The organism is Citrobacter sp. RHB20-C16, assembly GCF_013890155.1.
GTDB classification, from domain to species: domain Bacteria; phylum Pseudomonadota; class Gammaproteobacteria; order Enterobacterales; family Enterobacteriaceae; genus Citrobacter_A; species Citrobacter_A amalonaticus.
Genome location: NZ_CP057630.1, coordinates 2,437,950 through 2,460,066, shown reverse-complemented (window position 1 = coordinate 2,460,066; position 22,117 = coordinate 2,437,950). Strand labels below are relative to the sequence as shown.

19 protein-coding genes are annotated in these 22,117 nt (G+C 53.6%); 4 read left to right on the top strand and 15 right to left on the bottom strand.

Annotated features, from left to right (window positions below; translation table 11 throughout):
* Positions 1 to 28 precede the first annotated feature (28 nt).
* Complete coding sequence (locus HVX64_RS11820) at positions 29 to 631, top strand: inorganic diphosphatase (protein WP_044257938.1); 603 nt, start codon at positions 29 to 31, stop codon at positions 629 to 631.
* 44 nt (positions 632 to 675) lie between these two features.
* Here the strand turns inward: HVX64_RS11820 and HVX64_RS11815 are convergent, their stop codons facing one another.
* From HVX64_RS11815 to sra, 5 genes are all read right to left on the bottom strand, one after another.
* The gene (locus HVX64_RS11815) at positions 676 to 960 is read right to left on the bottom strand and encodes a HigA family addiction module antitoxin (RefSeq protein WP_043000693.1); all 285 of its coding nucleotides are present in this window, start codon (positions 958 to 960) and stop codon (positions 676 to 678) included.
* Positions 960 to 1,238: a type II toxin-antitoxin system RelE/ParE family toxin gene (locus tag HVX64_RS11810; protein ID WP_044257939.1), complete on the bottom strand. Its 279-nt coding sequence runs from the start codon at positions 1,236 to 1,238 to the stop codon at positions 960 to 962. Before HVX64_RS11810 ends, HVX64_RS11815 begins: the two co-directional genes overlap by 1 nt.
* A gap of 179 nt (positions 1,239 to 1,417) precedes the next feature.
* Positions 1,418 to 3,133 carry an ABC-F family ATP-binding cassette domain-containing protein gene (locus HVX64_RS11805; RefSeq protein ID WP_044257940.1) on the bottom strand — a complete coding sequence of 572 codons (1,716 nt, stop codon included), beginning with the start codon at positions 3,131 to 3,133 and terminating at the stop codon, positions 1,418 to 1,420.
* A 308-nt stretch (positions 3,134 to 3,441) separates the two neighbouring features.
* Positions 3,442 to 5,139 carry a malate dehydrogenase gene (gene maeA / locus HVX64_RS11800; RefSeq protein WP_044257943.1) on the bottom strand — a complete coding sequence of 566 codons (1,698 nt, stop codon included), beginning with the start codon at positions 5,137 to 5,139 and terminating at the stop codon, positions 3,442 to 3,444.
* A gap of 171 nt (positions 5,140 to 5,310) precedes the next feature.
* Positions 5,311 to 5,454, bottom strand: coding sequence for a stationary-phase-induced ribosome-associated protein (gene sra / locus HVX64_RS11795; protein ID WP_042319017.1), 144 nt, complete (start codon positions 5,452 to 5,454; stop codon positions 5,311 to 5,313).
* Positions 5,455 to 5,681: 227 nt separating this feature from the next.
* On the opposite strand from sra, the gene osmC reads away from it, so the two are divergent.
* Positions 5,682 to 6,113 (top strand): peroxiredoxin OsmC, encoded by a 432-nt coding sequence (gene osmC, locus HVX64_RS11790; protein WP_043000697.1) that lies wholly within the window; start codon positions 5,682 to 5,684, stop codon positions 6,111 to 6,113.
* Positions 6,114 to 6,188: 75 nt separating this feature from the next.
* Here the strand turns inward: osmC and HVX64_RS11785 are convergent, their stop codons facing one another.
* The 7 genes from HVX64_RS11785 to HVX64_RS11755 are packed head-to-tail and all read right to left on the bottom strand — an operon-like array spanning position 6,189 to position 13,076.
* Entirely contained in the window at positions 6,189 to 7,112 is a 924-nt protein-coding gene (locus HVX64_RS11785) for an ABC transporter ATP-binding protein (RefSeq protein WP_043000698.1), read from the bottom strand.
* A complete protein-coding gene (locus HVX64_RS11780; protein ID WP_044257945.1) occupies positions 7,105 to 8,091 on the bottom strand; it encodes an ABC transporter ATP-binding protein in 987 nt (328 codons plus the stop codon). Before HVX64_RS11780 ends, HVX64_RS11785 begins: the two co-directional genes overlap by 8 nt.
* Positions 8,091 to 8,978 carry a D,D-dipeptide ABC transporter permease gene (gene ddpC / locus HVX64_RS11775; RefSeq protein ID WP_043000700.1) on the bottom strand — a complete coding sequence of 296 codons (888 nt, stop codon included), beginning with the start codon at positions 8,976 to 8,978 and terminating at the stop codon, positions 8,091 to 8,093. The genes HVX64_RS11780 and ddpC overlap by 1 nt, the downstream gene beginning before the upstream one ends.
* Positions 8,975 to 9,997 (bottom strand): ABC transporter permease, encoded by a 1,023-nt coding sequence (locus HVX64_RS11770; RefSeq protein ID WP_181825009.1) that lies wholly within the window; start codon positions 9,995 to 9,997, stop codon positions 8,975 to 8,977. Before HVX64_RS11770 ends, ddpC begins: the two co-directional genes overlap by 4 nt.
* 44 nt (positions 9,998 to 10,041) lie before the next feature.
* On the bottom strand, positions 10,042 to 11,592 hold the full coding sequence (locus tag HVX64_RS11765) for an ABC transporter substrate-binding protein (RefSeq protein WP_058588065.1): 1,551 nt from the start codon (positions 11,590 to 11,592) through the stop codon (positions 10,042 to 10,044).
* Between the two features lie 15 nt (positions 11,593 to 11,607).
* Complete coding sequence (ddpX, locus tag HVX64_RS11760) at positions 11,608 to 12,195, bottom strand: D-alanyl-D-alanine dipeptidase (RefSeq protein WP_181825008.1); 588 nt, start codon at positions 12,193 to 12,195, stop codon at positions 11,608 to 11,610.
* Between the two features lie 14 nt (positions 12,196 to 12,209).
* Positions 12,210 to 13,076, bottom strand: a complete 867-nt coding sequence (locus HVX64_RS11755; protein WP_044257952.1) for a MurR/RpiR family transcriptional regulator — start codon at positions 13,074 to 13,076, stop codon at positions 12,210 to 12,212.
* A 402-nt stretch (positions 13,077 to 13,478) separates the two neighbouring features.
* Between HVX64_RS11755 and hdeB the strand changes: the two genes are divergently transcribed.
* Together hdeB and HVX64_RS11745 are read left to right on the top strand one after the other, a co-directional pair.
* Positions 13,479 to 13,808, top strand: coding sequence for an acid-activated periplasmic chaperone HdeB (hdeB, locus tag HVX64_RS11750; protein WP_043000705.1), 330 nt, complete (start codon positions 13,479 to 13,481; stop codon positions 13,806 to 13,808).
* A 157-nt stretch (positions 13,809 to 13,965) separates the two neighbouring features.
* Entirely contained in the window at positions 13,966 to 15,897 is a 1,932-nt protein-coding gene (locus HVX64_RS11745; RefSeq protein WP_044257953.1) for a methyl-accepting chemotaxis protein, read from the top strand.
* Between the two features lie 51 nt (positions 15,898 to 15,948).
* On the opposite strand, the gene dosP is transcribed toward HVX64_RS11745, so the two are convergent.
* The 3 genes from dosP to HVX64_RS11730 all read right to left on the bottom strand — a co-directional run bounded on the left by dosP (position 15,949) and on the right by HVX64_RS11730 (position 21,728).
* Positions 15,949 to 18,354 (bottom strand): oxygen-sensing cyclic-di-GMP phosphodiesterase DosP, encoded by a 2,406-nt coding sequence (gene dosP, locus HVX64_RS11740; protein ID WP_044257956.1) that lies wholly within the window; start codon positions 18,352 to 18,354, stop codon positions 15,949 to 15,951.
* A gap of 26 nt (positions 18,355 to 18,380) precedes the next feature.
* On the bottom strand, positions 18,381 to 19,763 hold the full coding sequence (locus HVX64_RS11735; RefSeq protein WP_044268086.1) for a diguanylate cyclase: 1,383 nt from the start codon (positions 19,761 to 19,763) through the stop codon (positions 18,381 to 18,383).
* Positions 19,764 to 20,399: 636 nt separating this feature from the next.
* Entirely contained in the window at positions 20,400 to 21,728 is a 1,329-nt protein-coding gene (locus HVX64_RS11730; protein ID WP_044257958.1) for a glycoside hydrolase family 10 protein, read from the bottom strand.
* Between the last annotated feature and the right edge of the window lie 389 nt (positions 21,729 to 22,117).

The window sequence follows — 22,117 nt, the reverse complement described above, 5'->3', positions numbered from 1 at the left end:
TCACAAATAACCGAAGAGTTAACCAACAATGCATCTGGTCAAAAAATTGCTCGCTGTGAGCGTACTTCTTTCCGCGTCAGTTCAGGCGCAGAACATTCTCGAATTCCCACAGCCGGAGAACAATCCGGAAGAATTTTACGCCGTGACGGAAATCCCGGCAGGCGGGATCATTAAATATGAAACCGACGCCAATACCGGCTTTATCGTTGCAGACCGCTTTCAGTCGATGCCGGTGGCCTATCCGGCAAACTACGGTTCGCTGACCCAGTCGCTGGCAGGTGATGGCGATCCACTGGATGTGATTTTTTATACCCGTGCGCCGATGGCACCGGGAACGCTGATCAAACTGCGTGCGATTGGCGTACTGAAAATGATTGATGGCGGCGAGAAGGATGACAAAATTGTGGCGGTTCCTGCCAGCAAAATTGATCCTACGTATGACAATATCAAGGAACTGGCCGACCTGCCGAAAATCGAAGTTCAGCGCCTGGAATCGTTCTTCCGCGTCTACAAAGAATTACCGGAAGGGCGCAAGAAAGTGGAGCTGAACGGCTTTAACGACGCGGCGACCGCAAAGCAGGAAATCAAACAGGCATGGGACGCCTGGAAAGCGAAAAAACCACAGCAATAAGCGATTTTGCCGGACGGGGTTTACCCGTCCGGCGGTCAACGCGATTACTGCACCGCCAGACGGCGCAGACGGGACACGTCCACGCTTTTTTGCGCTTGTGCCAGACTCCAGGTATTTTGCAGATTTAGCCACATCTCCGGGGAGCTGCCGATCACCACCGAGAGTTTGATCGCCATTTCCGGGGTGAGTGCCGCTTTGCCCGTGAGTAACCGGCTGGCGGTTGAGGGCGCAATCTCCATTGCTCTGGCAAATTCACGCAAACTGACGTTCAGTTCGTCCAGCGCTTCCTGAATGATATCCCCTGGGCGGGGATGATTCGCCATTTTCATCAGTGATAATCCTCGTCATCCAAAATATACGCATCGCCATTGACGAATTCGAACGTCATACGCCAGTTGCCTGAAACCGATATTGACCAGACGCCATCACGATCGCCGCTCAGAGGATGCAGCCGATAACCGGGCATGTTGATATCGTTCACGCAGCCTGCGGCGTCAATCACGGCGAGGCGGTGTCGCAAACGTTTGACGTGCTTTGCCAGCACGCCTGACGTTTTACCGTGAAGAAACAGGTCGCGTAATCCCTTGTGCCTGAAATTCATGATCATCCTTTTCACCTCGTTCCTTCATGAGGAACATTAGCATTGTGTTCCGTTCGGCGCAACAATTTTCGCCATCGCGTGTGCGATTGTGTGGCGAAATGAACAAAGAGAAAAGGAGAGGGGATGAATACTGGAAAGCGCCACGCAAATTGCCCGGCAAACCTCACGTTGCCGGGCATTGAGGGTTAAAGACGCGCGGTGATGTCGTCTATCTCTTTACGCCACTGAGCCTGCAACTGCGGTTTCTGGTGTCTCGGTTTTCGCGCCAGATCCTCAGCCAGACGCTGTTCGAGTACGAGCAGTTTTTCCAGCAGTTGCTCCTCATCAACCAGCTCCGCGACCAGTGAAGCATTATCCTCCAACACCGCTGGTAAGTGTTCTGTTGCGGATTGTCGGATACGGGCATTGATGGCGTCGACATCGTGCCATTCGCTGAGCTCGCCGTCGTCAACAAACCAAAACCGATTACAGCTCTGGCTGATGAGTTGCCGATCGTGACTGACCAGCAGCACGCCGCCTTCAAAGGTTTGCAGGGTCTGCGCCAGCGCCTCTTTACCTTCCATATCCAGATGGTTGGTCGGTTCATCCAGCATCAGCAGGCTATAGCGCGCCAGCGACAGACCGACAAACAGCAGACGAGAGCGCTCGCCACCGCTTAACGTACTGACCGATTGCGCGTGGCGTATCCACGGGAATCCCGCGCTAATTAGCGCCATTTTACGGATATCCGGCTGCGGGGCGAACGGTTCCAGGGCGTCAAACAGCGACGCGTCATCCGGTAATTGATGCAGCGTTTGATCGTAGTAGCCCAGCGTCACGCGAGGGTGGAGGCGCAGCGAATCTGATTCCTGTTCGGTCTGATAATGTTGCCAGATCAGTTTTAACAGCGACGATTTACCGCAACCGTTGCGCCCGACAATCGCCACCCGATCGCCGCTCTTCAAACGGATGCCCGCAATGGTAAACAGCGTCGGCGCCTCCGGGGCAGGCGTGACCGACAACTGAGACAGTTCCAGCAGACGGTCTGCCCGCAGCGCGTCGCCGCGCAATGTTAGTGACCACTGACTTCCTGCCGTCAGATCCGTTTGCACCTCCTTCAGACGTAATACCTGCTTTTCCATTTGCTTCGCTTTGCGCGACAGATCTTCGTTATCATACACCCGGCCCCAGGTGGCCAGTCGTTTCGCACTGGCGGTGATGCGATCGATCTCTTTTTGTTCCGCCTTATGGCGCAACGCGTCGCTGGCGTCGCGTTCAAGCAGTGCCTGGCGTGCCGCGCTACAGGGCAATGCAAAGGCGTGTAGGGTACGATCGCGCAAGATCCACGTGCCGTTTGTGATCGCGTCAAGCAGTTGCGGATCGTGAGACACGACCACAAAACTGCCGGACCAGTTCTGTAGAAACTGCTCCAGCCACAGTAACGTCGGTAAATCCAGGTGGTTTCCCGGTTCGTCAAGCAGCAGCAGATCAGGCTGGCGCATCAGCGCGCGGGCCAGCAGTAAACGTGTATGCTGACCGCCACTCAAGGTTTGTGCCGTTAATTGCCGATCCTGGACACTGAAGCCCATTTGCGCGAGTAACGCCTCGACCTGCCAGAGCTGGCTGGCCCGTTCATGTTCAGGAAGTTGTGCCAGAACGGCTTCCTGTAACGTCAGCGGCAGGATCTCGTCGGGCAGGTGCTGTTCGACACGCGCAAGATGACAGTGGTTCGCCAGCGCCAGGCTGCCGCCAGTCGGGACAATCGAACCGTCGAGAACTTTCAGCAGCGTGCTTTTGCCGCAGCCGTTGTAGCCGATAAGCCCAATGCGATCGCCTTTTTTCAGGGTAAACGTCAGATCGTCGAAAAGCGTGCCGAACGCGGTATCAACGTGCAGGGATTGTGCGGTTAGTAATGTGCTCATTGTTGCTTACTCAAGAGTTACAGGCGTCAAAACGCCTCGTCAAACATCGCTGACGATAACCCGGTAAGCCCGAGAGAAGGGGAATTCAGAAGTTAGCTTCGCTCAAGCAGAAGTTATCGCAGCACGATACCGATAACGCTTGAGCACTGGCGATCGCCAAAAGCATGTGAAGCGATGAAGCGTTCACAGTACAGCATAAGTATCCTCCTTTTATTTATCCGAATGTTAATCGATGGCGAAAGTGTAATCGCAAGTGATGAGACAGCGCAAGCCTGAAGGCCCGGCAGCGCGTGCTACCGGGCAGTTCGTCAGATAGACGTACGACGATAGTCGCGATATTCCGCCTGCCAGAAGTTCTCTTCGATAGCCTGCAACAGCGCTTCAGCGGAGGTTTTCACCGCCACACCCTGTTGCTGCGCCATCTTCCCGACGGCAAACGCAATGGCGCGCGAGACGGTCTGAATGTCTTTCAGTTCAGGCAACACCAGACCTTCACCGTTAAGCACCAGCGGCGAGTACTGGGCCAGCGTTTCACTGGCGGACATCAGCATCTCATCGGTAATGCGGGAGGCGCCGGAAGCAATCACACCCAGCCCAATCCCCGGGAAAATATAGGCATTGTTACACTGGGCGATGGGATAGACTTTGTCTTTCCAGACCACCGGCATAAACGGGCTACCGGTAGCGACCAGCGCGTTGCCTTCGGTCCAGGCGATGATGTCCTGCGGCGTCGCTTCCACACGCGAGGTGGGGTTAGACAGCGGCATCACGATCGGACGCGGGCAATGCTTGTGCATTTCGCGGATGATTTCTTCGGTGAACAGACCGGTTTGCCCGGAAACCCCAATCAGAATATCAGGCTTAACGTTACGGACCACATCAAGCAGCGACAGCACTTCGTTGTCGCTGTCCCACGCCTGCAGATTTTCACGCTTCTGCACCAGTTTGGTCTGGAAGGAGAGCAGATTCGGCATCTGGTCAGTCAGCAGGCCAAAGCGATCCACCATGAAGACTCTCTCACGCGCGGCTTCTTCACTTAATCCTTCCCGCTGGATTTGAGCAATGATCTGTTCGGCGATACCGCAACCAGCGGAACCCGCGCCAAGGAAAACAATTTTCTGTTCGCTAAGCTGGCTGCCTGCCGCCCGGCTGGCGGCGATCAGCGTACCGACGGTCACCGCGGCGGTGCCCTGAATGTCGTCGTTGAACGAACAGATTTCGTCGCGATAGCGGTTAAGTAGCGGCATGGCGTTTTTCTGCGCGAAGTCTTCAAACTGCAGCAGAACGTCCGGCCAGCGATGCTTAACGGCCTGAATGAATTCATCGACAAACGCATAGTATTCGTCGTCGGTGATGCGCGGATTGCGCCAGCCCATGTATAACGGATCGTTGAGCAGTTGCGGGTTGTTAGTTCCCACATCCAGCACGACGGGCAGGGTGTAGGCCGGGCTGATGCCACCACAGGCGGTATACAGCGAAAGCTTACCGATGGGAATACCCATCCCGCCGATCCCCTGATCGCCAAGACCAAGAATTCGCTCACCGTCGGTGACCACAATCACTTTGATGTTGTGGTTGGGGACGTTTTGCAGGATGTCATCCATGTTGTGGCGGTTCTGATAAGAGATGAACACGCCGCGCGCGCGACGATAAATCTCGGAGAAACGTTCACAGGCCGCACCTACCGTTGGGGTATAGATCACTGGCATCATCTCATCGAGATGGTTGTTAACCAGTCGGTAGAACAGGGTTTCGTTGGTATCCTGGATATTGCGCAGGTAGATATGCTTGTCGATTTCCGTTTTGAATCCCTGATACTGGATCCAGGCACGTTCTGCCTGTTCTTCAATCGACTCAACCACTTCCGGCAGTAACCCCAGCAGGTTGAAGTTACGGCGCTCTTCCATGCTGAATGCACTGCCTTTATTCAGTAAGGGGAATTCCAGCAATACAGGGCCAGCGTAAGGAATATAAAGGGAACGCAGTTTTTTACTTTTGGTTTCCATGTCACTCACTCTTTTTTTGAATATCCGTCCCTGGCACTTTTTATAATATGTTGCCATTCCGCCAGGGCATCGGGCACAGAGTATAAAGCATCGTGCATGAATTAAGGCTTTTGTAAGCAAAAACACCATCGCGTTTGCGATGGTGTTTATCGTCATATTCGGACTGTGCGGTTACTTTTTGCTGTCTGCGTGGCGTTTTCTGCCGGTAGGGTTGTTCACCACGCTGGATTTATCACCTTCAGTCACCACTTTGCGCTGATTGGAGATTTTATGGTCCAGTCCAAGAATATGACGGGCCTGACGGTTCGATTTCATTCTAACTCCTTTATCCTGTTACTGGTTTCAAGGATGAGTCCATATGACTGCGGACGAAATATAACCCTTAAGGTCGACGGTACCGATGGATACCGACCTGATTGATAGTCGGACATTTAATCGGAAAGGTCAATGTGTAAGCAGGGAATTAAGAAGTCTCTGCTAACGGCCACGAAATCGGATGAGCGTCCTATACTTGTTATCCCGACGACAATAAGGAGCGAACGATGACAATCCATAAGAAAGGTCAGGCACACTGGGAAGGCGACATCAAACGCGGAAAAGGCACCGTTTCGACGGAAAGCGGCGTGCTGAACCAGCAGCCTTATGGTTTCAATACCCGTTTTGAAGGGGCGAAAGGCACCAATCCGGAAGAGTTGATCGGCGCAGCGCATGCTGCCTGTTTCTCAATGGCGCTTTCATTGATGCTTGGTGAGGCGGGCTTTACGCCGGAGGCTATCGACACCACGGCTGACGTGTCGCTGGACAAAGTTGATGCCGGTTTTGCGATTACCAAAATCGCGCTGCACAGCGAAGTGAACGTGCCGGGAATCGATGCCGCCACCTTCGACGGTATTATTCAGAAAGCGAAAGCCGGCTGCCCGGTGTCGCAGGTGCTGAAAGCTGAAATCACCCTCGATTATCAACTGAAGTCGTAACGGCAGTATTGCCCGGTCGCGTGATGCTGACCGGGCATAAATACGTTGAATTCGGCCTACGATTCCCGGGCATTATCAGGCACGCCAACAACGAACGTCCGTTCCCGCATCAAGCCTGCGCAGCGCCTGTCGAGTTTCGCAGCCGTGGGTCGCCAACGGGCACCGGTCGCGAAAAAAACAGCCCGTCGGCAGTACCCGGTTGCCAGGTAATTCCGTTTTGCGAATCACCCGTTCTTCTGCCAACGGCACGCCGGTTTTTGGCACGGAATCCAGCAGCAGACGGGTATAAGGATGTGCCGGGGTGGAGAGCACCTGCGCGGTATCGCCGAGTTCGACGATTTGCCCGAGGTACATCACTGCCACCCGGTCGCTCATATGGCGTACAACCGAGACATTATGTGAGATCAGAATGTAGGTCAGATTGCGACTGGCCTGCAACGCAACCAGCAGATTCAGGATCTGCGCCTGGACGGAAATATCCAGCGCGGAGGTCGGCTCATCCAGCACGATCACATCCGGTTCTGACGACAGTGCTCGGGCAATCGCGATACGCTGGCGCTGTCCGCCAGAGAAAGCGTGCGGCAGACGATCGAGATATTCCGGACGTATCCCGACCTGGCTGGCTAAGGTTGCCGCCAGCGCCCGTCGCTCCCGTTCACTGCTGCGTGTTTGAATCCACACCGGTTCGGTGATAATTCGCCACACTGGCAGACGTGGATCCAGTGAGGAGAGCGGGTCCTGAAATACCATCTGCATTTCGGTCGACGATGAATCCTGTTGATACTGCCCCTGGCTGGGCTTTAGCATTCCCATAAGCAACTGCGCCAGTGTGCTTTTCCCACAGCCGGATTCACCGACAATCCCCAGCGTTTCGCCCCGGCGGATCTGTAAATCCATGCCGTTGAGCGCATGCACGCGTTCGGTGACCCGTCCCAGCCAGTTTTTCTTCGCCGGGAAATTGACGTGCACATCGTGTAAAGCCAGTAACGTTTCAGACATGGGGATTCTCCAGATGAGGATACCAGCAGGCCGAGTGCTGGTCGCCAGCGCCATGTGGGCTCATAGCGGGTACCGTTTCACAAAGCGGGCCCGCGGCAAAGCAGCGATCCCGGAACGCGCAGCCGCGCGGCAGACGGGTGAGATCCGGTACGGTGCCAGGGATCGCCGGCAGCGGCTGGCGTGCTTCTCCCTGCTCCGGAGCGCATTTCAGCAGGCCAATCGAATAGGGATGGGTAGGATGGTGGATCACGGCATCGGTCTGACCACTTTCAATCACGCTGCCGGCATACATCACGTACAGCCGATCGCACAGTTGCGATACCACCGCCATGTCATGACTGATAAATAGCACGGCCGTACCGCTGGCGCGGGCCTTGTGTTTCAGCAGGCGCAGCACCTGCAACTGTACGGTGACATCCAGCGCAGTGGTAGGTTCATCAGCGATGATCAGCGCCGGTTCGCAGGAGAAGGCAAGGGCGATCATTACCCGCTGACGCATGCCGCCTGAAAGCTCAAACGGAAAGCGGGTCATCACGCCGGCGGCGTCGGGGATCTGCATCTCCTCCAGCAGGGTAATCGCCTTTTCCCTGGCCTGCGCACGGCTCACCGTCTGATGATGGCGAATCACTTCCACCATCTGCTGGCCGATACGTCGCGTCGGGTTGAGGGCCGTCATCGGCTCCTGGAAGATCATCGCCACGCGCGCGCCGCGCCATTGACGCATTTGTTTCTCGCTGGCGTTCAGCACATCTTCGCCCAGTAGCGAGACGCGCCCCTGATGAATGCGGTAGCTGCCTTCCGGCAGCAGGCGCATGGTGAGCATTGCGGTGACTGACTTCCCTGAACCCGATTCACCCACCACGCCAACAATCTCGCCGCGTTGAATGCGCAGCGACACATGGCTCAGGGCGTGAACGTCGGCCTTGTATCCCGGAAAACTCAAGTGTAAATCGTCTATTTCCAGCACCGGTTGAGTCATTACTGTTTTCCTCCTGCTTTCGGATCCAATAAATCACGGATCCCATCACCGAACAGGTTAAAACCGACGGCCGTGATCAGGATGGCGGCGCCAGGGAAAGCGCAATACCACCACTGATCGAGAACGTAATTACGACCAATCGCGACCATCGCGCCCCATTCGGCGCTCGGTTGCTGAGCGCCAAGCCCGATAAAGCCCAGCGTGGCCGCCATCAGAATGGCGCTGCCAATATCCAGCGATGCCTGCACAATCAGCGGCGGCAACGAGTTACGCAGGATGTGCCAGCTAATCAAATGCCAGCGGGAAGCGCCATACGTGCGGGCGGCCTGAACATAGGTAAACTGGCGCACGACCAGCGTTTGTCCCCGCGCCAGACGCACGTAAAAGGGAATACGTACAATGGCAATCGCCAGCATCGCGTTAAACAGGCTCGGCCCGAGCGCTGCGGCCAGCGCCATCGTCAGCACCAGCGAGGGGATCGACAGCATAATATCCATCATCCGCATGATGATGGCGTCAGCGCGACCGCCCATGACGCCGGACAGGCAGCCGAGCAGTGAGCCAATACCGCCCGCAATCCCGACCACCACCAGCCCGGCGACAATCGACTGCTGGCTGCCCACCAGCACGCGGCTGAACAGGTCGCGTCCAACCTCATCGGTTCCGAACCAGTGCGCCGCCGTTGGCGGCAACAGCCGCGCACTTAAATCGATTGCATTCGGATCGTAAGGCGTAATCCACGGCGACAGCACCATCAGCAACAGCATCAGGACAATAATCACACCGCCAATCATCGTCAGCGGACTGCTTTTCATCAGCCAGAGCAGTCTGGCCCAGTCAATGCGCCGACGCGTCACGCGTACCGGCGTCTCTTCGGTTAACATCATTCAGCACCTCCACGCCCAATGCGCGGGTCCACCCACAGATAGAGCAGATCCACCACCAGATTGACCAGTACATAGGCAAAAGAGACCACCACGGCGAAGCCCATCACAGCCGGGAAATCGAGCGCCTGAATAGAGGTCACCACCCAGGCGCCCATTCCGGGCCAGGCAAAGACGGTTTCGGTCAGTACCGCGCCATACAACAGATCGCCCATCGCCAGTCCAAGCACGGTAATTGACGGGATCAACGCGTTGGGCAGCGCATAACACAGCACGATGTACCAGCCGGGAAGACCGCTGGCTTTCGCCGTGCGGATATAATCTTCGCTGAGCTGTTCCAGCATCGCGGAGCGGATTTGCCGCGCCACAATTCCCAGGTGAACAAACGCCAGCGTCAACGACGGTAAAATCAGATGCTGTAAGGCATTAAAAAAGACCTCACCGTTGCCTTCCAGCAGGGCATCGATCAGATAAAACCCGGTGACATGCATTGGCGGATCCAGCCAGTCATCCAGTCGTCCGCCACCCGGCAAAATTTGCAGATGGCCGTAAAACAGCACGATGACGCCCAGCCCCAGCCAGAAGGCTGGCGTCGAAATACCGGTGATTGCCATCAGACGTACCAGGTGATCCAGCCAGCGGTTACGCCAGACGGCGGAAAGAATGCCCAACGGAATACCAATGACCAGCGCCAGCAGCAGTGAACAAAAGGCCAGTTCCAGCGTTGCCGGGAAAAAGACGCGAAGTTCTTCCATCACCGGACGCCCGGTGCGAATGGAAATGCCTAAGTCCCCCTGGAAGATATCACTCACATAGCGCGCGAACTGCACATACAGCGGTTGATTCAGCCCAAGCTGTTGGCGAATGTTTTCGACAATCTCGTCGCTTGCCCGGTCGCCCGCCAGCAGGCGCGCCGGATCGCCGGGGATCAGGTGCGAAATAATAAAGGTGATAACGCAAACGCCGGCCACCACAAGGACAAGTCCCCAGCAGCGCTGGCGCAAAATGCTCCAGAAAGTCATTGGCTTCCCCTTGCGGAGCCTGTACGGCTCCGCATTAACGTGGCTTATTTGCTCATGGTGCCGATATTAAAGACCTGTTCGAGCATCGGGTTGAACACGAAGCCTTTGACCTCTTTGTTCATCGCTAACTGGTAGTTCTTCTGGAACAGGTAGACGTAGGCCGCTTCATCAATGACGATTTTCTGCGCCTGCTGGTAGTCCTTGGTTCTGGCGGCCTGGTCGGTGGTGCTTAGCGCACTGCGCAACAGCTTGTCGACATCGGCGTTTTCATAGAACGAGCGGTTACCGGGTAGTCCTTTCTTGTCAGACTCGAACCAGTAGTTCATGAACATATAGGGGTCAGCGAAATCCGGGCTCCAGTTGCCGATGGCGATGTCATAATCACCTTTGCCTACACGGTCACGCATAGTGGCGTTCGCCAGTTTCTCCAGCTTGACGGTAATTCCCAGTTTGCTGAGGCTGGCCTGAGTGGCAAGGGCGATCGGCTCCCAGTTCGGATCGTTGTCGGAATAGAGGAAGCTCAGGCTGGTGGGTTTGCTGGCAACTTTTTCCCATTCCGCTTTCGCTTTGGCTTCATCAAAGTTGTATTGCAACGCAGAGGCGTCGTAACCCCACATGCCTTCCGGGATCGGCCCGCGCATCTGCTTGCCGTTGCCGCTGAGGATCCCTTTCACCATTCCCTGATAGTCGGTGGACCAGGAAATCGCCCGGCGCAGATCCGCCTGATTCAGCGGTGCTTTGCTGTTGTTCAGATAGAGATAGGTCACGCGCAGTGACGGATAGTCAGCTACGGCAACTTTGCCTTCCTGTTTTAACGCGTTGAGCTGATCCACCGGCAGGGCATCCGCGATGTCGATATCGCCGCGCGACAGTTGCAGACGACGCGACGCGCTCTCGCCGATAATTTTCACCGATACGCGTTTAAAGTTCGGTTTTGGACCGGCGTAATGCGGGTTCGGGACCAGCACCAGCTGTTGGCCTTTCTGCCAGCTTTTCAGCATAAACGGCCCGGAACCTGCGGTGTTTTGTGCCAGAAAACCACGGGCGTCATCTGCGGCATGCGTTTTCAGCACCGCCGGGTTGATGATGGACGCGCCGTCATTGGCCAGCGTGTAAAGGAACGGGGCGAACGGTTGACTGAGGGTAAATTTCACCGTGTGCGCATCGACCGCGTCTACCTTGAGATCTTTAGGAAACGCTTCTGCCGGCCCCTGGCTGATTTTCAGCAGGCGTTCGAAGGACTGTTTCACCGCCTCAGCGGTGACGGGGGAACCATCGGCAAATTTGGCCTGATCGTTAAGCGTAAAAGTCCACTCTTTCTGGTCATCAGAGGCTTTCCAGCCGCTTGCCAGGTCACCCTCCACCTCGGTTGAGCCTTTATCGCCTTCGGTTTTGTACTTCACCAGACGCTGATAGGACGGGTAGGTCACCGTCCAGTCGTTATTATCGATAGTCACCGCCGGATCAAGGGTTTGCGGATCAGCGGCTTTACCGATCACCAGCATGTCTTTCGGGACGGCAGCCTGGACCGCAGGCAGGGCCATCGCCAGGGAAACGGCAATCAACGCGGGACGAAACAACGAAGTTACTTTCATGACGACGCTCCGGAATCAAAAAGAGGTGTGTGTTGTTGTGGTTGTAACGGGAAAACAGGCAATACAGTCTTCCAGCAGCGGATAGCGACTCGCGGCGGGTAACTCAAAATGCCACCACTCGCTGCTGATGCCGACAAAGCCACCGCCAAACATAATGGCGTTGAGTAACAACCGGTTACGCTGTGCAGCGGCAGGAACAGAAGGGTGATATGCATGTGAACGGTCGTGCATTTCATCAAAACCCGCGCCCATATTGAGGATCTTGCCATTGGCGCCTTTCAGCGTGACGTCGATGGCCGTTCCGCGACTGTGGTTCGAGCCGATGGCTACATCGACCACGTACTGCGGATCGGGGCAGGCATCCCACAGGATTGACTGTGCCTGTTGCGGACGATAGGCGTCATACACCACCAGAGAAAGGCCCGCCAGTTGCGCAATGCTGATGCTTTTCGCCAGCGCGGTGACCGCATCCTGGTGCAGCAGGCAGCGCGATTCGCGATAAATCGGCGCGCCGGTCAGGTTATCGGCGGTCGCATATTTGAGGTCGATATCCAGCGTCGGAAAAATCACCGACAGATCGACCAGTTGCGGAGTTTCAGACATAGCACGTTTCCTGTTTATTGTTCGAATTGACCAAATTCTTGTTGTAACTGGCGGTTGGTCTGTAGCCGCCCGGTAAGTGAATCGCCCAGTTGTTCCGCCACGCCGGAAAGCAGCAGGTTGAACAGGCAGCTCACCGGCGCCAGCGAATCCCAGAAATGTCCGGTGTCCGTTTTCACCTGCAGTAAATCAATGGGGTAATCCCGCGCCCAGGGACACCAGACATCGGTGATCAGCGCCAGCGGAATGTGCCGCTCGCTGGCGACGCGACAGTACTGCCGGGCGATGGCGGAGTAAGCGCGGGTATCGGTCAGCACCACATACGGTTTCTCAAATCCGGAGTTGAGGGATTCCACCCAACTGCCGGAGAGCCCTTCGGAGTAGTTCACCCGAGGACGCAGATATTCGAGATGACTGAAGAAGGCATTGGCGATCCCCCGCGTCGACTGGATCCCCAGGACATACACCGCTTCCGCCTGCGCCAGTTGTTGGGTAATACGCTGGAAAGCGTCCCCTTGCGCCAGTTGATAAACATGGGCGATCGCGTCAATCTCCAGCGATAGCGACTGCCGCGCGCGGTCCGGCAACTGTTGCTGTTGTTGCCAGGAGTCCAGACGTTCGTTCATTCCCCAGGGCTGATAGGGGACAGAAGGCAGTTCACGCAGGCTGGCTTTAGCATCTTCCAGATTGCGATAGCCGATTTTGCGCAGATAGCGCCCAACGGTAATCCCGCTGGTACCCGTCGCTTTGCCAATGCTGTCGGCGGTTTCAAACGGGATTTGCGCCACGTGGGTCAACAGCCAACTGGCAACCCGCTTTTCACTCGGCGTATGCAGGCTGAAGGTCTGTTCAATTCGGTTCAGTAACTCAGGTTTTGCTGTCATCACCGTCTCGCTGTTACCAGGCTGTCAAATGTCCACTGACTGTTAGTTCATTAACAATGCAGGACGCGTGCCATGTTCAAAAACGCCGCCGCGACGGGCGTTAATTGTTAAATTAATGCCGTATTAGTTAACTTATGATCAACATTTGTGCAGCGTAGTGCAGTTTTGGTGCAACGGTAAGGCGAAAGGGCGGTTATCTGCCGGATACGCAGGCGCGATCACACTCTCGCGACGAAATAAACGGCAAACATCAGGATCGGTACCGGGAAATATCAATAACAGCCATAACCAGTGTGGGTGTATTTATTTCTGTGAGGGGAAGGGTATTATTCTTTTCGTTCTACATTAACGGTTTAAAGCGCTCATGTAGAGGTTATTTATATCATTAACGGAGCCATCATAATGAACAAATTTTCCCTTTCTACAGCAGGTATTTTAGTGGCAGCGCTGTTAACCAGTGTCAGCGTCAATGCAGCAACCACTGACGCGAAAACCGACGTCACTCCTAAAAACATGAGCTGCCAGGAGTTCATTGACCTGAACCCGCAGACAATGGCGCCGGTTGCCTTCTGGGTATTAAACGAAGATGAAGACTTTAAAGGCGGCGACTACGTTACTTTCGATGAAACAGTAACAACGGCGGTTCCTCTGACCGTTGAAATCTGTAAAAAACATCCGCAGAGCGAACTGACTAAAATTAAAGACGAAATCAAAAAAGAATTAAGTAAATAAGATTAAGCATGTATTTAAACCCAGCCAGAGTGCTGGGTTTTGCTATTTGTGACAACGTCACATTATTAATTTAAGTCAATACGGAATTCTGTATAAAGCTCTAAAAATACGTGCCGATACTGAATATAAATTACCCTGAAAATAAAAGGATGTTTATATGGTCTGGTATCCGTCACGTATTTCGACTCGTTTGACACTCGGGGGGATCGCGTTACTTGCCGTAACGACGTTAGTGATTGTTGTCATTATGCTTTGGCGCGGGCAACCCCGCGTCGTTGAAGTCAATACGGCACTGATCGAGGAGACCGGGCATGGCCTGACGCGTCAACTCAGCAGCGTCCTGTCACGTATTGAGGGAGAAACCGTCAGTTTGTCGCGACTGGCTGAAGTCCTGCCAAATGATGAAGCGCTGTACCGCGCTGTCGTGCCGCATATTCTCGGCGAACAAAATAATTCGATCATCACCGGGGGCGGGATCTGGCCTGAGCCGGACGCGTTTACGCCTGGTGTTGCGCGGCGCAGCTTTTTCTGGGCGCGCGGTGCTGACGATAAGCTGGTGTATTCCGACGAATACAACGCAGCAGGTGGCAATGGCTACCACAACGAAAGCTGGTATCAGGGCGCGAAGGGCCATTCGCAAGAAAACTGTGTCTGGTCTGATGTTTATCAGGATGCCATTTCCGGAATCAACATGGTGACCTGCAGCATTCCCTATCAACTGGCGGGTAAATTCGCCGGTGTGGCAACCACCGATATTCGACTCGATAACGTCGCCAGCTTTATGCAGCAGCAGGGTGGACGCACCGGAGGATACGCCTTTGTGGTCGACAAACAGGGGCAAATTCTCTATTTCCCACAAAACGATCGGGATCACTACAAGACCGTCGGCGATCTGGTGAAGGCATCAGGCTGGCTGAGTCCTGTCGCTCAACGTTTGCAGAAACTGCGCACTGAAACCACCGATGTCACCTCCGTGGCGCTGGAAAATGATGGCATTCTGAACGCACCATCACGCGTGATGTTGTTCCCGATGGCCGATACCGGTTGGGTAGTGGGACTGGTAACACCGCAAGAACGCATCGTCGGGCTGGCAAAAGTCATGATGCGCGATGTTCTTGAAGTGCTGATCCCGGTCATGACGTTGCTGCTGGTGGGCTCCTGGCTGGTGGTTCGCCGGTTGATTGCCCGTCTGGACGACACGCGGCAGGCACTGGACGATATCGCGCAGGGAGACGGCGATCTGACCCGGCGCTTAGAAGTGAAGGGCAAGGACGAAATTTCAGCGATTGCGGAGGCGTTTAACCTCTTCGTGGACAAAATTGCCGCCATTTTGCTTACGGTGCGCAGCAGCAGTGAAGTGGTGGCGAATAACGCCGTTAGCCTTGCTGACAGTAATACTGAGCTGTCAACACGCGTTACCCAGCAGGCAGCTGCGCTGGAAGAGAGTGCGGCTGCGATGGAACAGCTTAATGCGACCGTTCATCAGAATGCGGGTAATACTCAACTGGCGGATGAACTGTCAGAAAGTACGGCGCAAACGGCCAACCGCTGCGGTGATGTTATGCATGGGGTGATTTCAACCATGGATAACGTCAGCGCCTCTTCGGGCCGCATGGTTGAGATTGTCTCGGTAATTGACAGCATTGCCTTCCAGACCAACATCCTGGCGCTCAATGCTGCTGTGGAAGCGGCTCGCGCCGGGGATGCAGGACGTGGATTTGCGGTGGTGGCGTCTGAAGTGAGAACGCTGGCGCAGCGTAGCGCGACCGCTGCTCAGGAAATCAAAGCGCTCATTGATGAGTCGGTGTCGCACGTCAATGACAGTAGCGAGCAAATTCATCATGCCGGCGATCGTCTACAGGAACTGGTGGGACATGTTCGTCAGGTGCGTCAGTTAATGGGCGAAATTCGCGTCGCAGGGGAAGAACAGCGTAAAGGCGTAGCCGAAGTGACGCTCGCGGTTACGGAAATGGACAGCACGGTCCAGCAGAACGCGTCGTTGATTGATGATGCCGCGGCGCGGACGCAGATCTTAAAAGCGGAAGCAGAAGAGCTGGCCTTACAGGTGTCATCGTTTAAATTGCCGTAACGCCAGGAAGCCCGGTAAGCGCCAACGCCCCGGGCATTCCGTCACAATGAATCAGATTTTCAATGGCAACGCCGTCTGCATCCAGGCGGCGATCTCATCAGCTGGTATGGGGCGAGAAAAATAATATCCCTGAATCACCGGGCAATTCATCGAGCGCAACAACTCAAATTGTTCTTTCGTTTCAACCCCTTCCGCAATGACAATCAGGTTCAGACTCTGCCCAATAGTGATAATCGCTTCCAGCAAGGACTGAATACGTTTCTCGGTCTGGCAGCGATCGACAAACGTTTTATCGATTTTCAATTCCGTCACGGGCAGGCTGACCAGGCGCGAGAGACCGGAAAAACCAGTGCCGAAGTCATCGATCGACAGTCCCACGCCCATGTTGCGTAAGATCTCAATGCGTCTGAAGATCTCTTCATCCTGCTCCATCATCATGCTTTCGGTGATTTCGACCGTCAGTTGATCGCCCGGAATAGCAAATTCCACCATGGCTTCCGACACCTGGTCCGGCAGTTGGTTGCTGCGAAAGTGCAGGGCAGAGAGGTTCACCGACAGGGTCGGAATGGTCAGCGACAGCTGGCGCCACTCCGACAACTGGCGACACGCTTCTCTGACCACCCAGCGACCAATATTCTCAATTTCACCCGTCTCTTCAGCGAGCGGAATAAAACGGTTCGGGGGGACGTGACCATGCACCGGATCGCTCCAGCGCGCAAGCGCTTCGAAACCATACAGTTCGCCGGTCTGAGCAAAGATCTGCGGCTGGTACACCAGTCGTAGCCGGTTATTGGCAATGGCGTTTTTCAATGCGGCGCCCAGTTGCAGACGCTCTTTCACCGCGAGGTTCATTTCCGGGTTGAAGAACTGCCAGCCGTTGCCGCCCGCTTTACGAATAAAATCCATCGCGTTGTGCGCAGTGGACAGCAGATAGTCACGATTTTTTCCTGCTTCATAGCTAATTCCAATGCTGAGGGTCAGCGGGAAGGGTTTGTCGTCAAACAGGGTGGCTTCACTGCCGATATTGATCAGTTCATCCGCAAACTGGGTAATATTACTCATTTCATTGTCGTCACTGACCAGCACGAACTGCGTGCCTTCAATACGGCTCAAATACTGATCGGGTCTGAGCCGCTCGCGGATTTTATTGATGACCTGTTGCAAGACCTGATCGGCCACGGCATAGCCGAGACTGTCGATAACATCCTGGAAGTGATCGACGCTGATGAGAAACACCACTGGTGAAATCCCTTTCGCGCCGTGAATGAGATCATCGAGATAGGAGTGCAGATGATTGCGGTTGGGCAAACCGGTGAGCGGATCAAATTGCAGGAGATGCTCAATATGCTGTCGGCTTTTTTCCTGTTCGAGCGCCAGGGCCGCCATATGCTGACTGATGTCTGCCACGCGTTCAATAAAGGCGCTGGTCTCTTTTCCTTTCGCTGTTTTAATTAACAGCGTCCCGGCTGGCTCACCATCCCGTTGACGGATGGTGAGCGTCCAGACGTTCACCTCTTTTGCGTCAATCTCTTTCGATGACGACGCCCAGAACTGGCGGACGTTATCTTTTAAGGCATACAGTGAAACATGCGTATCCCGCAGCACCGCCTCAATATTGCGGCAAATAATATCGCCCATTTCGTGAAACGGCGGGCTACTGCACATCGCCGCCAGAATGTTGCCTTCGAGCTGACGAATCTGCCGCTCTTCGGTGATATCGGAAAACGTCATAACCAGATTTTGCAGTGCGTTTCGCCGGTCATAAACCTGACTGATAGACACTTTAATCCAGATCTTTTCACCCGCACGGGTGATTACCAGAAACTCATCCTGATCGCGGGTCGTTTTCCAGAGTAACTGTGTGAGTCGCAGGCCATTGTCCGACGGCTCTTCGGGGAGGTTGAGCAGGTTGTCCGGCTGTTGACCCTTTGCATCGGTAATGTCGTAACCAAACATCTCGCTAAAAGCGCGGTTGCACTGCACAATACGCCGCTCAGGGTCGAGTACGATTACCGGGCGGTCCAGGTGGTCTACCGCCAATACCAGGAGGCGTTTCTGTTCCTTTTGCTCCATCTCTACGCTAGCGTCACGCACAAAGGCAAGATAGAAAATTTTGCCTTCAACGTTGACCTTGGAAAGGGCGAAACGGGTCCAGACTTTGGTCCCGTCTTTTCTTTCCAGCAGCAATTCCCGGCTCATGCCTTCAACGCGGGGCTGACCCCCTTCACGGTTATGACGGATAAAATCGGGGTGCGCTGCGCGTAAATCATGCGGGATCAACATCGAAATCCCCTGACCAATCACCTCTTCACGACGGTATCCCCACAGTTTTTCCGCAGCAGAATTGAAAAATAAAACCTCGTCATTGTCATTGATTAGCACGGCACCCATCATGTTCTGCTCAAGAGCAGGAATGAAGATGCTGTCTCCGGTGCTTTTAACGTCGGATAGCTTCATTTATTACCTCTGCTTCCGTATACCCATTAAGAAGCGGGTTTCCACAGTTCAACACAATTTCTGCCCCGTCTTTTTGCGGTATATAACGCTTCGTCTGCTATCTGAATTAAACGTTCATAATCCGGATGACCATTAAACATCGCTGCCCCAATGGACAATGAAAGCGGAATAAAATCCCCCGCAGGCGATTTTATTTTTGTTTTCTCGACGCGACTGCGAATACGCTCCGCAATACGTAGCGTATCGGTTTGTGTCGCTTCAGTAAGAACAATAATAAATTCATCGCCACCGTAGCGAAAAACGTAATCACTGCTGCGAACGTTGTCATAAAAAGCCTGAGACACCCGACGAAGGATCTCATCACCGGTATTGTGCCCCCAGGTATCATTGATCTCTTTAAATTTATCGACATCAATAATAAGAATAGAGAGGGGGGTGCCGGCGCGATTAGCATGGGCGATTTCCCGCTTGAAGATGGTTGGCAGGAAACGTCGGTTGAGTAATTTGGTCAGTACATCCATCCCTACCTCATGGCGGGACACTTCCTCAAACAATTCACGCAGTAGCGTAATGATCTGCGAGACGGTATTGCGGATTTGCAGCAGGAATTTCACCCGTGATGCTTTATTGCTTAACGTTTTCGTTGTCCCACTGGTGTGGTGAAACACGCCGTCAAAGTCCTGAATCAGTCGTGAGATGTGACCGACTTCCGCAATACCACTGAAATAATGACGTCCTTTATGATTAAACCACAAACCAAAATCCGCCTGGCTTAACGGCAGGCTGTTGCCGAGATCGGAGTCGAGTAAGACCTTATAGATAATGTCCATTTCCCACGACAGTAACGCGGCGATTTGGCGCTCTTTCTCTTCTTCTGCGTTTTCCAGCAAAGAAAAAATACGGTAGTTTTCATCTTCTTTTGCTGCGGTACTTTCACTAAAGGAGAAGGCTCTGGACATGACTTCCATCGCCAGATCAATACTGTTAATGGAGAAGTGGTAGACAAGCAGCTTATGTGTCGCTTCATGGTGGCTGTCAATGATGATCGGATAGAGAATTTTCTTCAGTACGCGAAAACCCATTTCAACCAGTTCCACCGGAATACCAATACGCGCATGCACTTCAGCCACCGTATGCTGTATTTTTATCAGTTCATCAATATTGTCGACTTCACTGGAGAGCACATCCACAATCCACTTTTCAAGTGCGCTTTTGAGTTGGCGCTCAACCTGTTCATTACTCAAAAACTCCTCAGCATGCGGATCGGCGAGAACAATACGATAAAACTCAATGCTTAAAGCATGGGCATGGGCGATCGCTATCTCAGAAGCGAGTCTGCGAATGTGAGGGTCGGTCTGTTCAACCAGCGCGACCCATTCGTCTTTCATTCTTTTAAGATACATCTCCATGGTGAAGATCCTTACAGTAGTTAGCGAACAACATTTTGCCTGGCTCAAATGCGCAATCTGGATAGTAAGATGAATCTAAAACATAAAACACCTGAAAGCGTGCAGGGTGACATTAATGAAATAGTGTAATGCCTTAAGCCATATTTTCATTCATTCCGGTGAAGTAAGCCTGAAACAATTATGGATATAGCCAAAAGTAGCAAGAAAAATCCTTTTTAAGCGACTTTTTAAACGCATCAACGTCTGAAAAGTATAGTCCATCCGTTTGATCGTTGAGAGGAATCATGTCCCCCTGTAAGGTAGCTCACACTCTCTTTTAATGTCAGCATTTTTTCAATTCATAAAATGATATGAGAGTTTTTTGAGCGATATGGTCATCATTACGTAATAAATCCCGTTTTGACTGCGGGTAATAATAATCACGTATCAGTGGAGGCTTGAATAATCTTTTTCTCTTAGATATCCCATTTAATCATTACACTATCCTGAAGCGTATCACTGGCATAAATAATGCTATCCCGCCTGTTGAGGCGTTAAATGATGACAACGGGCAATGATGGAGCGAGCGCGGGGACTGGAAACGGAACCTAAATGGCGACGCAAAGAGAGATCGATGTTTCTCTTTACGTTACAGTGTCACTTAGACCAGCGATTTCTCAGGTAACTGACAGCCTGCTGGGCCTGCGGTTGGTTGAGATTGTTTTCTCTGAACAAAATAGTGCCGCTGATTTGTGGCATTGATTCATTTAAATCGAGCTGTTTCTTCAGTTCCGGAACGCCGCCGTTGACCGTCCAGTCCGGTTCATTGCGAGAGGGCTCGCCGACCTTATACAACGCAACGCCAATATAGAGCCGTGTTTTTGTCGGTTTCACGACGTCCGCCCACCATTTTGCCAGCACATCATAACGTGCCGCATCACGAGAGAAGGGCCAGTAAATTTGCGGTGCGATATAGTCCAGCAGGCCTTGTTGAACCCAAAGCCGCGTGTCAGCATACGACTCATCATAAGCGGCAGCGCCACGGGTATCCGATCCGGCCGGATCGTGCGAACGGTTCCGCCAGACACCGGCTGGACTGACGCCAAACTCCACGTCCGGATTGATCTGTCTGATCGTCCGCGAAACCTGTTCAATTAATAGTTGAGTGTTATGCCGACGCCAGTCCGCCTTTGAGCTAAATCCCTGGCCGTAGCGCCGGAAGGTCAGGTTGTCGTTCAGCGCGGAACCGGGGGATTCAGCGTAGAAATAGTCGTCAAACTGGACGCCATCCACCGGATACTGTTTCACCACTTCAGCCACGATACTGGTTATCCAGTCACGGGCCTCCGGGATCCCCGGGTCGAGAACATAGCGGTCACCGGCGGTACGGATCCAGTCGCGATGGAGGACAAACACGCTGGCTGGCTGAAGCGACACGGTACGGTTCAGTTCATTCACCGTTGACGGTTTCACATTGGTGGAGACGCGATAAGGGTTAAACCAGGCGTGAACGCGCATACCACGTTTGTGCGCTTCATCGAGCATGAACTGGAGCGGATCGTAGCCCGGATTTTCACCAATCTTCCCGGTGAGCATGTCCGACCACGGTAAAATGGATGACGGCCAAAGGGCGGTGCCGTCAGGTTTAACCTGGAAGAAGACCGTATTTATACCCAGTGACTGTAAATTATCGAGTTTGTCTGTTAGGGCTTTCTTTTGCATGGCGATCCGCGTGGTGGCGCTACTGACATTCACGGATGCAACCGGCGGCCAGTCAAGACGGGAAACCGTCGCCAGCCACACGCCGCGAACAGGCACATTCAGTTTTTGCGTCTTATACGGCGATGTCGGCGTCGATTTTGGCGGCGTCACCAGTGAGACAGGCGGCTTTGATGAACAACTCGCCAGAAAGATCGTTGCGACAACCAACGTACTGATTTTTTTAACGCGAGACAGAGAGCAAACGGCACGAGAACAGATATCCATATAGGCCAGTCATCCGGTTAACACAAAAGAGAAATTATTTTGTTCCTAATCGACGTTAAGTCAAGCCGGAGAAGGGGTGAGGCGTACAATAAACAGGCTAGCGGAGAGGAATGATTTGTTCAACGGCTTAAAAATGTGTTTACGAATCACCAGAACGCATCTCGCTGAGTATGAGTGAAAACCAGAGCGGTTCTGAAGGCCAATACAGCAGAGAATGACTCAGACACCGGTACAGTGCGGTTGGTGATATTTCATTTAACATAATATACATTATGCGCACCAATAAAGATTAAGACAGAATCTGCCATTTCACGGTCGTCCATTGTCCTGCTGATTACAAGCGTTCTCGCCAGTTCCTGATGCCTACAAACAGAATTCGCTGCAGCCTC

Bases quoted from the DNA above. Each gene is read 5' to 3' on its own strand.
- dosP (WP_044257956.1), bottom strand. From the start codon at position 18,354: ATGAAGCTATCCGACGTTAAAAGCACCGGAGACAGCATCTTCATTCCT.
- sra (WP_042319017.1), bottom strand. From the start codon at position 5,454: ATGAAATCGAACCGTCAGGCCCGTCATATTCTTGGACTGGACCATAAA.
- ddpC (WP_043000700.1), bottom strand. From the start codon at position 8,978: ATGATGTTAACCGAAGAGACGCCGGTACGCGTGACGCGTCGGCGCATT.
- HVX64_RS11745 (WP_044257953.1), top strand. From the start codon at position 13,966: ATGGTCTGGTATCCGTCACGTATTTCGACTCGTTTGACACTCGGGGGG.
- ddpX (WP_181825008.1), bottom strand. From the start codon at position 12,195: ATGTCTGAAACTCCGCAACTGGTCGATCTGTCGGTGATTTTTCCGACG.
- HVX64_RS11730 (WP_044257958.1), bottom strand. From the start codon at position 21,728: ATGGATATCTGTTCTCGTGCCGTTTGCTCTCTGTCTCGCGTTAAAAAA.
- osmC (WP_043000697.1), top strand. From the start codon at position 5,682: ATGACAATCCATAAGAAAGGTCAGGCACACTGGGAAGGCGACATCAAA.
- HVX64_RS11820 (WP_044257938.1), top strand. From the start codon at position 29: ATGCATCTGGTCAAAAAATTGCTCGCTGTGAGCGTACTTCTTTCCGCG.
- HVX64_RS11785 (WP_043000698.1), bottom strand. From the start codon at position 7,112: ATGTCTGAAACGTTACTGGCTTTACACGATGTGCACGTCAATTTCCCG.
- HVX64_RS11815 (WP_043000693.1), bottom strand. From the start codon at position 960: ATGAAAATGGCGAATCATCCCCGCCCAGGGGATATCATTCAGGAAGCG.
- HVX64_RS11765 (WP_058588065.1), bottom strand. From the start codon at position 11,592: ATGAAAGTAACTTCGTTGTTTCGTCCCGCGTTGATTGCCGTTTCCCTG.
- HVX64_RS11755 (WP_044257952.1), bottom strand. From the start codon at position 13,076: ATGACAGCAAAACCTGAGTTACTGAACCGAATTGAACAGACCTTCAGC.
- HVX64_RS11805 (WP_044257940.1), bottom strand. From the start codon at position 3,133: ATGAGCACATTACTAACCGCACAATCCCTGCACGTTGATACCGCGTTC.
- hdeB (WP_043000705.1), top strand. From the start codon at position 13,479: ATGAACAAATTTTCCCTTTCTACAGCAGGTATTTTAGTGGCAGCGCTG.
- HVX64_RS11780 (WP_044257945.1), bottom strand. From the start codon at position 8,091: ATGACTCAACCGGTGCTGGAAATAGACGATTTACACTTGAGTTTTCCG.
- maeA (WP_044257943.1), bottom strand. From the start codon at position 5,139: ATGGAAACCAAAAGTAAAAAACTGCGTTCCCTTTATATTCCTTACGCT.
- HVX64_RS11770 (WP_181825009.1), bottom strand. From the start codon at position 9,997: ATGACTTTCTGGAGCATTTTGCGCCAGCGCTGCTGGGGACTTGTCCTT.
- HVX64_RS11735 (WP_044268086.1), bottom strand. From the start codon at position 19,763: ATGGAGATGTATCTTAAAAGAATGAAAGACGAATGGGTCGCGCTGGTT.
- HVX64_RS11810 (WP_044257939.1), bottom strand. From the start codon at position 1,238: ATGATCATGAATTTCAGGCACAAGGGATTACGCGACCTGTTTCTTCAC.